The organism is Mucilaginibacter sp. CSA2-8R, assembly GCF_038806765.1.
Classification (GTDB): Bacteria; Bacteroidota; Bacteroidia; order Sphingobacteriales; family Sphingobacteriaceae; genus Mucilaginibacter.
Window position 1 is genome coordinate 5,044,013 of record NZ_CP152389.1, and the last position, 12,550, is coordinate 5,056,562.

The following is a 12,550-nucleotide window of genomic DNA, read 5'->3' on the forward strand; positions in this document are numbered from 1 at the left end:
CTTATAAATGCAGGCATTACAAACGACTACCAAAATGGGCGCGAACCGAAAATGCTCCCTACTTTGCAAAATCTTTAAAAGCAAGCTTTAAATAATTGCTTCAAATTATCATTTAACAAAAAATGCCATCAAATTTTACTTTGATGGCATTTGCTCCTGAGGCTGGGCTCGAACCAGCGACCCTCTGATTAACAGTCAGATGCTCTAACCGGCTGAGCTACTCAGGAATCTTTTCCGGTTTGGAGTGGTGCAAAAGTATAAACTTTGCGGATATTTCACAATATTTGCACAAAAAAAAATTAAAATATTTTTACATGAGTTTATTAGTCATTGGTACTGTGGCATTTGACGCTATTGAAACCCCCTTTGGAAAAACAGATAAAATTGTTGGCGGCGCTGCAACCTATGCAAGTTTGGCGGCTTCGTACTTTTATAACGATGTAAAAATTGTAGCCGTAGTGGGCGATGACTTTCCGCAAAGCGAAATTACCGACTTTAACAATCACCACATAGATACCGAAGGTTTACAAATAAAACAGGGCGAAAAGTCGTTTTTTTGGAGTGGCCGCTACCACAACGATATGAACAGCCGCGATACGCTGGCTACGGAACTGAACGTACTGGCCGATTTTGACCCAATCATCCCAGAGGCTTACCAAGACTGTGAATACTTAATGCTGGGCAACCTTACACCACAAGTGCAGCAAACGGTAATTAACAGGTTAAAAAATCGCCCTAAGCTTATTGTGATGGACACCATGAATTTTTGGATGGACATTGCCTTGGATGATTTGCTGGAAACTATTAAAATGGTGGACGTACTTACGATTAACGATGCTGAGGCGCGACAGTTAAGCGGAGAGTACTCATTGGTTAAAGCCGCCCACAAAATATTAACCATGGGGCCCAAATACCTCATTATTAAAAAAGGCGAGCATGGTGCACTGCTGTTTCATGAGGATAAAGTTTTTTCGGCACCGGCCCTGCCTTTAGCCGAGGTTTTTGACCCTACAGGTGCAGGCGATACTTTTGCCGGTGGTTTTATCGGTTATCTGGCTAAAGTTGGCACTATCAATTTCAACAACATGAAAAATGCGATCATTTTTGGCTCTGCACTGGCTTCGTTCTGTGTAGAAAAATTTGGCACCGAGAAAATTAAAAATTTGTCTGCCGAAGAAGTAAGCGCCCGCGTGCAGGAGTTTATCAACCTGGCGCAATTTGAAATACAGTTGTAATTACCAATTAAGCCTTGCCGTTTTTATTTTCCGGCAAGGCTTAATTTATTTGCAGAGACAGCTATAGGGCAAATCAGAAAAAGCTGACTAAACCAGCAATCTGCATCCGGCAGCTGGCCGACTATATCATTTTTTTTGCAGCGTTTGATTTATAGAACCGGCCATGAATAATATTCTTTGCATGTTTATCCGGTTAAGCAATGAATGCCTGAATAAAAAAGCGCTTTTCGGCTGGGCGTTGCCGCCTTTTTTATAGTGCAAATTCTAGGTTGTTTAAACGCCGGTTTACCCTGCCTGATTGATTGTACAGGGACTACAGCACGACGGCAAATCGCGATGAAGGATTGAAGATTTCTTCTTGTATCCGAACCACGTCATTGTAAATCATGATCATGGTGTAAAAGCAAAACGGCTATCTTTATGTGATACTAACTTTTAATTATCAAATAGTTAACGCAGCATCAATCCACCTTTAGGCCAATATTCAGAAATTATCACCAGCCACCAAGTGCTTGGCACCTACAGCTACAATAGTGTGGCCTGTTAAAAATTGCCTTAGCTTAACCAGTTTATCGGTATTAATTAAATCAACACCACATTGCAAAAGCGCGTTCCATACAACCGGATTATCGGGCGATTTCCAGAGACGTACTTTTTTTCCGAATTTATGGGCAATGTTAACAAATCTGCATAGGCGTTGCTTTTCATAAAATGGCAAATCGCCTTTACCTCGCCATTGAATCAGCGAAGAATACTTACAACTGGCAGTTTGATAAATGTTTTGGGCCGTCGTATCGCGGGCAACGGTTTTTAAATCTTCATCAATAAAAGCCCAACGTGAGCTTTGTGCCTTAAGCGTTTTTACCGGTTTATGGCCCGACAGCACAATGGTAATTTCCCGTTGAATAAAATGCCCGTCCTCAACGCCAGACAATACCGAACGGTACTTTTGCAATAGTTGATTTAGCACTTCGTAAGTGCGCTCTCCGTTTGACTTAATATCGATCATTAAGGTGAGTGGGTAGGCCGGGCGGCGGGTAGTTGAGTCTGCCCCTTTAATACAATTCATCAACGGGTCGAGGTAAAGGCGCTCTAAGGTATTATGCTTTTTGAGTGACGGCAGCAGGTGTGCTACAATTAACTTGTCGTGCCGCAGGTAAACGTCGGCCTCAACATGGGTGTAACCGTTATTCAAGGCATCATACAGCGGGCGTTTGTGCCAGTAATCATTATGGGCAAAAGCGCAGGCAGATACAGAGTATTGCGCCTTAGCAAAAGCGGTAATACTCAATAATCCAATCAGGAGAATTAATTTCAGATGCTTCGGGCAAAAACATGCAAGCTGCATAATTAATTTTTATACCGTAAAGTTACTTAGGTTATACTTTAATATTATTAGCTCATCATCAATTCTAATGATGATTTAATGTTAATACGTAAAATATGATAAGCAAGTTAGGACTTAAAAAGATCTTGATTTTGAAAATCGTTTTAGCAAAAGCCTGTAAAAAGCAAAGCCCCCTGATGGGCAGGGGGACTTTTACTAACCAATTATAAACCTAAATTATGAGAAGAGCTGTTGGGGAAGGACTCGAACCTTCAAAGAGTAGTTAGCCCGCTTCGGGTTTCCCATAATCTCCGCCACCGGGACAAGGAGGTGTGTCTGCCAAAAATTTCACCACCCAACAGTATATTTTTTTATAAAGAACAAACAAGTTTTCTGACTTGCTTAATACAAATTTAAGACCGACTATAGTTTTTTGCAAATATTTCAACGGAATATTTGCATTTTTAGTTGATTTTTAATTATCCTTGTATATAAATACCTAATTACAAATTTATGCCGCATAGAAAAGCTCAAAATTTAGAAATTGATAATTTGGATATCCAAATTCTGTCTATTTTGATGAAAAATGCTACCACACCTTATACCGAGATAGCCAAAGACCTTATTGTATCTGGTGGTACGATACATGTAAGAATGAAGAAACTGGAAGAAATGGGAGTAATTAAAGGCGCAAGCCTGGAAGTTAACCCACAGAAGCTGGGCTTTGATGTTACGGCCTTTTTAGGTATTTATTTAGAGAAAGGTTCACAATACCAGGAAGCTGTTAAAGCGCTTAAAGAAATTCCGGAAATTGTTGAGCTGCATTATACTACCGGCGAGTGGAGCATTTTTGCCAAAATTGTTTGTCATGATACCAATCACCTGCGCGAGGTTTTGAATGAAAACATCCAGGGCGTACCGGGCATACAACGTACAGAAACCTTTATTTCGCTGGAAGAGCCGATTAAACGTCAAATCACTTTAGATTAATCTTATACAACGCCTTTAAAAGTAAAACGGCAATAATTAACATTAGTTAATTATTGCCGTTTTGTTGCTGTTGCTTATTTAAACCGGGCCTTTAAGGCGGCCAGTTTGCTCTGCATATCGCCTTCCGGCTCTTTTTTGCCACGGCTGGGCTGACTGGCCTGACCAGCAAAAGCAGGCTTGCGAGCCGGACCGTTGTTTTTATTCTCCTCGGTTTTCATGCTTAAAGAAATTCGCTTACGGTTAGCATCAACCTCGGTAACGGTAACTTCTACCTGCTGATGCACTTTAAGCACTTCGTTAGGGTCTTTAATGTATCTGTTTGCTATCTGGCTCAAATGAACCAAACCATCCTGATGTACACCAATATCTACAAAGGCACCGAATGCGGTAATATTGGTTACAATACCAGGCAATTTCATGCCTACTTTTAAATCACCAATCGCGTTTACCCCTTCGGTAAAGCTAAACGCTTCAAACTTTTCGCGCGGATCGCGGCCGGGTTTGGCCAGTTCGGTCATGATATCATTCAGGGTAGGTAAACCTACTTTGTCAGAAGTATATTTTTGCAGCGGGATACTTTTGCGCAACTTTTCATTCGTCATTAAATCGCGAATGGTGGCGTTGTTATCTTTCGCAATCTGCTCTACCAGGCTATATCTTTCCGGGTGCACGCCACTGGCCTCTAACGGGTTGTCAGAGCCCTGGATGCGTAAAAATCCTGCTGCCTGCTCAAATGCCTTTTCACCCAAACGCGGAACTTTTTTAAGTTGCGCGCGGTGCTTGAACGCGCCATGCTGGTTACGGTAATCTACAATGTTTTGTGCCAGTTGCGGACCTAACCCCGACACGTACGATAGTATCTGCTTAGAAGCCGTATTAAGCTCCACCCCTACTGCGTTTACACAACTGATCACGGTATCATCCAGCGAAGTTTGTAATTTATTTTGGTCAACATCGTGCTGGTACTGCCCCACACCGATTGATTTAGGATCGATTTTCACCAGCTCGGCCAGCGGGTCCATCAAACGGCGACCGATAGATACCGCTCCACGCACGGTAACATCTTTATCCGGAAACTCTTCCCGAGCTGCTTCTGATGCAGAATAAATGGAAGCGCCGCTTTCGTTCACCATTACAATTAACGCGGCTGGCAGTTGCAGGTTACGTACAAACGTTTCGGTTTCGCGACCAGCCGTGCCGTTACCAATGGCAATGGCTTCTATCTTATAAGTTTCAAACAGATATTTGACAGTCTTTTCCGCTTCGCGGACTTGCCCGGCGCCGGTATGCGGAAATATGGCAGTATATTCTAAAAGCTTTCCCTGCTCGTCCAGGCAAACTAATTTACAACCTGTACGAAAACCGGGGTCAATAGCCATTACCCGTTTTTGCCCCAGTGGTGCAGCCAACAATAACTGACGGGCATTTTCGGCAAATACGCGTATAGCTTCTTCGTCGGCTTTTTTCTTAGTCAGCAAACGGGCTTCCGTTTCCATCGATGGTTTCAGCAGCCGCTTATAGCCGTCGGCAATGGCCAAACGCACCTGGTCTGATGCGGCGTTGTTAGCTTTTACAAACGTGCGGTCTAATAATGCAATGGCATCATCCTCCGGCGGCATAATATCAAGGTATAAAATTTCTTCTTTTTCGGCACGGCGCATGGCCAGTATACGGTGCGATGGTGCCGCTTTAACCGGCTCGGTCCAATCAAAGTAGTCTTTATATTTGATGCCGGCTTCTTCTTTACCGGGTACCACTTTACTCTGAAAGGTTCCCTTCTCTACAAACATCTCGCGCAGTTGGGTCCTCACCTCGGCATTCTCGCTAATGGTTTCAGCAATAATATCCCGTGCACCGGCTAGGGCTTCTTCCAGGCTATTTACGCCTTTCTCACCGTCTACATACTTTTCTGCTTCTGCAGATAAATCCAATTTTCCTTGGGCCAACACGGCCTCAGCCAAAGGCTGCAAACCTTTTTCGCGTGCGGCGGTAGCACGGGTTTTACGTTTAGGGCGGTAAGGTAAATAAATATCCTCGAGCAATACCATGGTTTCAGCCTCTTCAATCTGCTTTTGCAGTTCGGGCGTTAACTTGCCCATATCAGTCAGCGATTTCAGGATGGCGTCCCGGCGTTTATCCAGCTCACGTAGTTGTTGTATGCGGTCGCGTATGGTGGTTACCTGCACCTCGTCCAAACTCCCGGTAAGCTCTTTACGGTAGCGCGAAATAAATGGCACGGTGGCACCTTCATCCAGCAGGTTTACGGTGGCTGTAACTTGTTTAGAAGCTACCGCAAGTTCCTGCGCTATTTTAATGTAATGATCAATCATGTTCACTTTTCAATTACGAACCGCGAAGTTAATGAAAAATACAAGCCCCCCGGACCCCTAAAGGGGGAGCATTTTAGTAATAATGATTTTCTTAACTTTGTATTATCGTTAACTATTAACACTCCCCTTTTGGGGGCTGGGGGGGCACATGGATTCTTATCAAATGCGGAAGTTTGAGTTTAGGCTGGAGGATATTTATAAAAAAACCGAATGGTTACAATATGAATTGCCGCTCCACGAATTTATTGCCCTGTTCCCGATAGAGTTTAAAAACGACATCCCGCAGCGCCCTCACTGGCCTGAAGATTTTGACCTGGACCGAGACACCCGCCTGGCTATTATGGTGGCATTCAGGGAATCGTTCAGTTAATCTTAATAAAAACAAAGGCCGGATGAGTGACGTCACTCATCCGGCCTTTGCATAATAGAATAATACAGCTAATTACATTACTAGTTCGGCCAAAGCATCCTTGGTAAATCCTTTTAAATCTTCGGTACGGCCTTCGCGTATTTTTTGTACCCAAAATGGGTCTGACAATAACGGGCGACCTACGGCTACCAGGTCAAAATCACCACGGTCCATCCGGCGCAGCAATTCATCCAGCGAACTTGGGTCCGAACTTTCGCCTGCAAAGGCTGCCAAAAATTCGCCGGTTAAACCTACTGAGCCTACAGTTATGGTGGCCTTACCGGTCAGCTTTTTAGCCCATCCGGCAAAGTTCAAATCAGACTCGTCAAACTCCGGTTCCCAGAAACGGCGCTGCGAGCAATGGAAAATATCAACCCCGGCATCCGCCATCGGGTTTAACCACGCTTCCAGTTCTTGCGGAGTATGGGCCATTTTACTGGTATAGGCAGTAGGCTTCCATTGTGACAAGCGTATAATCACGGCAAAATCTTCGCCCACACGTTTACGCACCTCTTTAATTACTTCAATGGCAAAGCGGCTACGCTCGGGCAGTGTTGCACCGCCATAGCTATCGGTCCGTAAGTTAGCACCTTCCCAAAAAAACTGATCAATTAAATAGCCGTGCGCGCCGTGTATCTCTACACAATCAAAACCCAGGCGCTTGGCATCGGCAGCAGCCTGACCAAAAGCCGCAATAGTATCGGCAATATCAGCATCGGTCATGGCACGGCCGTTATTAAAGCCGGGACTGTTTAAACCTGAAGGCCCTTCAAACGGCTCGGCCGGTACCCAGCCCGATTGGTGGTTAGGCATTACGCCCATATGCCATATCTGCGGCCCCATAGCGCCACCTGCCTGGTGCACATTGTTAATCACATTTTGCCATCCGCCCAAAGCCTGCTCACCATAAAAGTGCGGAACGTTTTTGTCGTTTGATGACGAAACACGGTTGATCACTGTTCCTTCAGATAAAATCAATCCAACTTCACCTTCAGCACGTTTACGGTAGTAAGCGGCCACTTCTGCGGTAGGCACACCATCTGGTGAAAATGACCGCGTCATGGGTGCCATAACGATACGGTTTTTAATATTTAAAGATTTCAGGGCAAATGGCCTGAATAAGCTATCGGTTTTCATGTATTATGTATAAAAATTAAACTTCTGATTGTATAAGCTGACTAAGCTCTGCAAAGGCATCTTCGTTGCGTTGGTAATAAGTCCATTGCCCTACCCTGGTGGCTTTAACCAAACCCACGCGCTGCAACGTTGACAGATATTCGGACACGGTTGATTGGGTTAAACCGGCTTTTTGCTGTATTTGCCCTACACAAATGCCATGTGCGTAACCATAAACTGCCTGCTCCGGAAAGCTTGCTTCGGGCTGCTTTAACCAGTTTAAAATCTGCAAACGGGTTTTGTTGGAAAGCGCCTTGAATACCTCGACCTGATCCACGCACAAAGATATATCGGCTTTTCCCGATATACCAAAATCATTTCAACTGTGACACTAAGCTGATATGTAGTTTAATAATCAAACGAGCTCAAGAAAACAATCCAAATCTTTGCAAACAAAAAAGGCCCCGCACAAATGCGAAGCCTTTCCTTATTACTATATAATAGCGTAACTTATTTAGTTACGTACATCACTTCTTTTACTGCTTTAACTACACGCTCTGGATTTGGCAGATACTCCTGAATTAAAGTTGGTGCGTATGGAAGAGGCACGTCGCCACCCATAATGCGCAGAATAGGTGCATCTAAGTAATCAAATGCATCTTTTTGCACTTTAAAGGCAACCTCCGTAGCAATTGAACCTAAAGGCCAGCTTTCTTCTACCAATACCAAACGGTTAGTTTTTTTAACCGATTCAATTACGGTATCATAATCGATAGGACGCACAGTACGTAAATCGATCACTTCAGCGTTTATACCTTCTTTTTCTAATTCAGCAGCAGCAGCATTAACCACTTTCATGATTTTACCAAAACCTACTAAGGTAACATCAGTACCTTGTTTGGTTACCGCAGCTTTACCAATCTCAATGTAGTAAGTTTCTTCGGGCACCTGGCCTTTGTCACCATACATTAACTCCGACTCCATAAAAATAACCGGATCCGGATCAAGGATAGCTGATTTTAATAAACCTTTAGCATCATATGGGTTTGATGGTACTACTACTTTTAAACCCGGGCAGTTAGCAAACCAGTTTTCAAAACATTGGCTGTGCTGAGAGCTTAGCATACCTGCGTTACCGGTTGGGCCGCGGAATACAATAGGCACCGGGAACTGGCCACCACTCATGCTCATCATTTTAGCAGCAGCGTTGATGATCTGATCAATTGCTACCAATGAGAAGTTGAATGTCATAAACTCGATGATTGGACGCAAGCCGTTCATGGCCGAACCAATACCTATACCGGCAAAACCAAGCTCAGAGATTGGCGTATCAATAACACGTTTAGCACCAAATTCGTCAAGCATACCCTGGCTAACTTTGTAAGCGCCGTTATACTCAGCAACTTCTTCGCCCATCAGGTATATTTTATCGTCGTTGCGCATTTCTTCGTTCATAGCTTCACGAAGCGCTTCTCTGAATTGTATTTCTCTCATTATATATTTAGAATGAAAATTTTTCTGGGAGCAAATATAATTAATGCGACTTTAAAAACAACTTGTTTTAACGGATATAAAGCAGCCTATATCAATTTAACATTAACACTCACTAAGCTGAACTGTTTACACAAAAAAAAAGCAGGCCAGAGCCTGCTTCGTCATATTTTTACAGCAATTAAATTATTTTTTTCGCTCGCCTTTCATTTTGCCGGCCAGTTGCACAGCCTCGTAAGCGTTTACAATACCTCCGCTTTTGCATAAGGTTGTAAAATCAACTTTTTCGGTTTGGCTACCTGGTTTTAGCACCATGGTACCAGTAAGCGGTTTGGCCGATTGCATAATGATTTGTTTTAACTGTTTAGCGCTTAAGTCGGGATAGTACTCCAGTAGTAAAGCAGCTACACCGGCAGTAATTGGCGATGCAAAGCTGGTACCGTCAGCCGTATTAAACTCAGCGTCTTTATCAACCGAGGTTACTTTTACACCAGGTGCAAATACATCTACATTATTTTCGCCATAGTTACTGAAAGTGCCCGGCAGGCTTTCGCCCATTTTAGCTGATGATGCACCTACACTTAGCAGGTTAACCGCATCCTTAACCGAGCCATCCTCAAATATATCATTCGGGAACTCCGGTTTAGCATCTACATCCTGATGGTCATTACCAGCAGCTTGTACCAGCAACACGTCATGGTCAGCAGCATATTTAAAGGCGTCATCCACCCATTTTTTGTGTGGCGACAGCTTTTTGCCAAAGCTCATGTTTACCACTTTAGCACCGTTATCAACCGCATAGCGGATGGCCTTCGCAATATCTTTATCGTACTCATCGCCGTTGGGCACGGCTTTAATGGCCATAATACGCACATTATCTGCCACCCCGTTAATACCATAGTTGTTATCGCGTACGGCACCAATCAGTCCGGCTACACCGGTACCATGAGAGGCATCATCAAATTTTAAAATATTGCTGCCATACGGCTTGGTATCCCAAACATTTGGGTCGTCACCTACAATACGTTTGCGGGCCTCTAAATCCGGGTTAATATCATTGTTGAGTTTAGTTAAATACTCCGTCAGCTCTTTTATAATTTTATCGTTGCTGGCTGTTGGTCCTTCTTCCTGAAAAACAGAAGTCCAGATGCTTTTACTTTGCGCAATGGTATCATTAGCCGTTTGCAGTTTGCTCAGGCTGGTTAGGGTAAAGTTACCGTTAGAGGGCAGGTTCAGACCGCGTTTTACGTAACCGCTGGTAATCATCAGCACGTTCATCATCTGCGATAACTGCTTGCTCTCACTGGTTGATTTGGTTATTGTAGAATCATAAGTGGCTTTAACCGTTTGCCAGTAAGCAAATTCCTTTTTATCGGGTGCAGTAGCCTCTGTAAGCGGCAGGTATTTGTCTTTTAAACGGTTATACTCACGTACTTCTTCGGTAGTTTCGGTAAAATCACATTTACCACCAGGGCCACCTAAAAAATCCCACCCGTGCATGTCGTCAACGTAACCGTTACCGTCATCATCTTTACCGTTTCCGGCTTTTTCTTTTGGGTTTACCCATAAAACACTTTTCAGATCAGCTTGTGCAGTGTCAATACCGCTATCAATAGTAGCTACTACTACGGTTTTGCTTTTTTTACCTTTAAGTGCCTGGTAAGCTTTGTTTAAGCTGATGCCAAAATAACCGTCGGATTTTAAATCCATGGTATGCCAGTTTTTTGGCAGCTCGGGCTCGGCAACAGGAGCGGTTTGGGCATGGGCTATGCCGCCGCATAGTAAAGATCCGCATAAAGCGTATCCTATAAGATGTTTATGATAGTTAGTCATTCTTGAAATTTGCAGGCAAGATATTATAAATTAACTTTAACTCTTTTTGTAAACGACAAAGTTTGAGATTAATTGCAGCATAGCAGTATACCTGTAAAAACTGTATACCAAAACACTATCCCCGTGCGTTTTAAGTTGAAACGCAATCACAGCCTGACACTTTGACTATACCATTCTTATTGCTTAAAAGCTTACTTTACGCAGACAAAATAAAACTATAAACATGGCAAATTACTACTTATTCATTGTCAATATGTTACATTTATTTTTTTCCACAGCCGTGCAATGTTGAAAACTATATTGTAGCCTAAGCCCTTATAATTGTAACTTAAATTCAGCTACTCACTATTGTATGCCTAATTTTTGCTATATTAATAGTATAGTTGTTAAAATACGATCAGATGGAAGAAGAATATGAATTTGGTTTTACTGAAGACCCCAAGTTTTCGGTAGAACGCTACGAGGAGATGATCCGCAATCATGATCAGTATTTTTTCGATGCGCAGGCATTTGAAAACATTATTGATTATTACATTGAGAAAAACGACCCGGTGAAGGCGCTTCAGGTAGTGGAGTATGCCCGTAACCAGCATCCGTTTGCTGCCGTATTTTTAATTAAGCAGGCTCAGCTTTTAGTAGTCACTAACAAAGTTTCTGAAGCTTTTGCCGCGCTGGATAAAGCTGCGCTGCTCGAAGCTTCGGATGCAGATATCTATATTATTCGCGGTAACTTGTACGAAAGCATGGACCGGTACACCGAGGCCATTGAGAATTACGCCAAGGCCCTAACCATGGCCGAAGAAACCGACGATATACTATTGCATATGGCTTATGTTTACCAAAACATGGGAGATTATGAGCAAGCCATCCATTATCTTAAGGAATGCCTTAAGCAAAATATGGAAAACCAGGATGCATTGTATGAATTGGCTTTTTGCTATGATGTAATTGACAATCAACAGGAAAGCATCCAGTTTTACCAGCAATATATTGACAATGAGCCTTATAGTTACGCAGCTTGGTATAACTTAGGCAATGCATTTACTAAATTAGGCTTATTTGAAAAGGCTATTGATGCTTACGATTACGCCATTTTAATTAAAGATAATTTTGCATCGGCTTACTTTAATAAAGGTAATGCACTGGTAAACTTAGAAAAATATGCTGAGGCTATTGAAGTATACCGCCAGACTTTTGAGTACGAACAACCCAATGCCGACACGTATTGCGCCATTGGCGAGTGTTACGAAAAGCTCGAGCAAATGGATGAGGCCCGCTCTTTTTACAAAAAGGCCGTACGAATGGATAGCAAACTGGCTGATGCCTGGTTTGGTATTGGCGTAACGCTTGATTTTGAAGAGCGCTATTTTGAAGCCTTGCACTTTTATCGTAAAGCACTTGATTTAGATGCGCTTAATGCCGATTACTGGTTTGCTATTGCCGATGCCGAATATAAACTGGGCCATTTAGCCGAAGCTGAAGTTGCTTATGATAAAGTGGTTGAATTAAACCCCCTGGATGTGGATGCCTGGCTGGATTACTCTTCGATACTTTACGAGCAAGACCGGTTGCATGACGCCATTGAAGTAATTGCTGATGCTATTAAGCACAACCCGGATGCTGCAGAATTATACTATCGTATGGTAGCTTACTTGTTTGCCAAAGGCGATTATAATGAAGCCTTAAGCAACCTGGAACTGGCTTTAACTACAGACCCGGATAAGCACTACATTTTGTTTGATTACCTGCCGCAGTTGCAGAAAAACAAAGTGATTTTAGATATCATTTCACGTTATACCAAATAATCACATATTACTTA

10 protein-coding genes and 2 tRNA genes are annotated in these 12,550 nt (G+C 43.0%); 4 read left to right on the forward strand and 8 right to left on the reverse strand.

The genetic code is table 11. The annotated features are described in order from the left end of the window. Positions 1-153: 153 nt before the first annotated feature. Positions 154-227, reverse strand: a tRNA-Asn gene (locus AAGR14_RS21455). An 87-nt stretch (positions 228-314) separates the two neighbouring features. Here AAGR14_RS21455 and AAGR14_RS21460 point away from each other — a divergent pair. Beyond that, positions 315-1,235: a PfkB family carbohydrate kinase gene (locus tag AAGR14_RS21460; protein ID WP_342646292.1), complete on the forward strand. Its 921-nt coding sequence runs from the start codon at positions 315-317 to the stop codon at positions 1,233-1,235. Between the two features lie 484 nt (positions 1,236-1,719). Here AAGR14_RS21460 and AAGR14_RS21465 read toward each other — a convergent pair whose 3' ends face one another. Beyond that, positions 1,720-2,526: a phosphatidylinositol-specific phospholipase C/glycerophosphodiester phosphodiesterase family protein gene (locus AAGR14_RS21465; protein WP_342646293.1), complete on the reverse strand. Its 807-nt coding sequence runs from the start codon at positions 2,524-2,526 to the stop codon at positions 1,720-1,722. A gap of 285 nt (positions 2,527-2,811) precedes the next feature. Then, positions 2,812-2,923 (reverse strand) — tRNA-Asp (locus AAGR14_RS21470). Positions 2,924-3,075: 152 nt separating this feature from the next. Here AAGR14_RS21470 and AAGR14_RS21475 point away from each other — a divergent pair. After that, positions 3,076-3,552 (forward strand): Lrp/AsnC ligand binding domain-containing protein, encoded by a 477-nt coding sequence (locus tag AAGR14_RS21475; protein WP_342646294.1) that lies wholly within the window; start codon positions 3,076-3,078, stop codon positions 3,550-3,552. 74 nt (positions 3,553-3,626) lie between these two features. On the opposite strand, the gene AAGR14_RS21480 is transcribed toward AAGR14_RS21475, so the two are convergent. Next, a complete protein-coding gene (locus tag AAGR14_RS21480) occupies positions 3,627-5,882 on the reverse strand; it encodes a Tex family protein (protein WP_342646295.1) in 2,256 nt (751 codons plus the stop codon). A 148-nt stretch (positions 5,883-6,030) separates the two neighbouring features. Here AAGR14_RS21480 and AAGR14_RS21485 point away from each other — a divergent pair, with 148 nt between their 5' ends. After that, positions 6,031-6,252: a hypothetical protein gene (locus AAGR14_RS21485; protein ID WP_342646296.1), complete on the forward strand. Its 222-nt coding sequence runs from the start codon at positions 6,031-6,033 to the stop codon at positions 6,250-6,252. A 72-nt stretch (positions 6,253-6,324) separates the two neighbouring features. On the opposite strand, the gene AAGR14_RS21490 is transcribed toward AAGR14_RS21485, so the two are convergent. The 4 genes from AAGR14_RS21490 to AAGR14_RS21505 all read right to left on the reverse strand — a co-directional run bounded on the left by AAGR14_RS21490 (position 6,325) and on the right by AAGR14_RS21505 (position 10,731). Then, complete coding sequence (locus AAGR14_RS21490) at positions 6,325-7,428, reverse strand: NADH:flavin oxidoreductase (protein WP_342646297.1); 1,104 nt, start codon at positions 7,426-7,428, stop codon at positions 6,325-6,327. A 16-nt stretch (positions 7,429-7,444) separates the two neighbouring features. Continuing rightward, positions 7,445-7,744 (reverse strand): metalloregulator ArsR/SmtB family transcription factor, encoded by a 300-nt coding sequence (locus AAGR14_RS21495; protein ID WP_342646298.1) that lies wholly within the window; start codon positions 7,742-7,744, stop codon positions 7,445-7,447. A gap of 173 nt (positions 7,745-7,917) precedes the next feature. Next, positions 7,918-8,901, reverse strand: coding sequence for a pyruvate dehydrogenase complex E1 component subunit beta (locus AAGR14_RS21500; RefSeq protein ID WP_342646299.1), 984 nt, complete (start codon positions 8,899-8,901; stop codon positions 7,918-7,920). 183 nt (positions 8,902-9,084) lie between these two features. Further along, on the reverse strand, positions 9,085-10,731 hold the full coding sequence (locus AAGR14_RS21505; protein WP_342646300.1) for a S8 family serine peptidase: 1,647 nt from the start codon (positions 10,729-10,731) through the stop codon (positions 9,085-9,087). A 401-nt stretch (positions 10,732-11,132) separates the two neighbouring features. Between AAGR14_RS21505 and AAGR14_RS21510 the strand changes: the two genes are divergently transcribed. Next, a complete protein-coding gene (locus AAGR14_RS21510; RefSeq protein ID WP_342646301.1) occupies positions 11,133-12,536 on the forward strand; it encodes a tetratricopeptide repeat protein in 1,404 nt (467 codons plus the stop codon). Positions 12,537-12,550 lie beyond the last annotated feature (14 nt).

Excerpts from the sequence above, each read along its gene's own strand:
- AAGR14_RS21460 (WP_342646292.1), top strand. The coding sequence starts at position 315 with ATGAGTTTATTAGTCATTGGTACTGTGGCATTTGACGCTATTGAAACC.
- AAGR14_RS21475 (WP_342646294.1), top strand. The coding sequence starts at position 3,076 with ATGCCGCATAGAAAAGCTCAAAATTTAGAAATTGATAATTTGGATATC.
- AAGR14_RS21480 (WP_342646295.1), bottom strand. The coding sequence starts at position 5,882 with ATGATTGATCATTACATTAAAATAGCGCAGGAACTTGCGGTAGCTTCT.
- AAGR14_RS21485 (WP_342646296.1), top strand. The coding sequence starts at position 6,031 with ATGGATTCTTATCAAATGCGGAAGTTTGAGTTTAGGCTGGAGGATATT.
- AAGR14_RS21490 (WP_342646297.1), bottom strand. The coding sequence starts at position 7,428 with ATGAAAACCGATAGCTTATTCAGGCCATTTGCCCTGAAATCTTTAAAT.
- AAGR14_RS21500 (WP_342646299.1), bottom strand. The coding sequence starts at position 8,901 with ATGAGAGAAATACAATTCAGAGAAGCGCTTCGTGAAGCTATGAACGAA.
- AAGR14_RS21505 (WP_342646300.1), bottom strand. The coding sequence starts at position 10,731 with ATGACTAACTATCATAAACATCTTATAGGATACGCTTTATGCGGATCT.
- AAGR14_RS21510 (WP_342646301.1), top strand. The coding sequence starts at position 11,133 with ATGGAAGAAGAATATGAATTTGGTTTTACTGAAGACCCCAAGTTTTCG.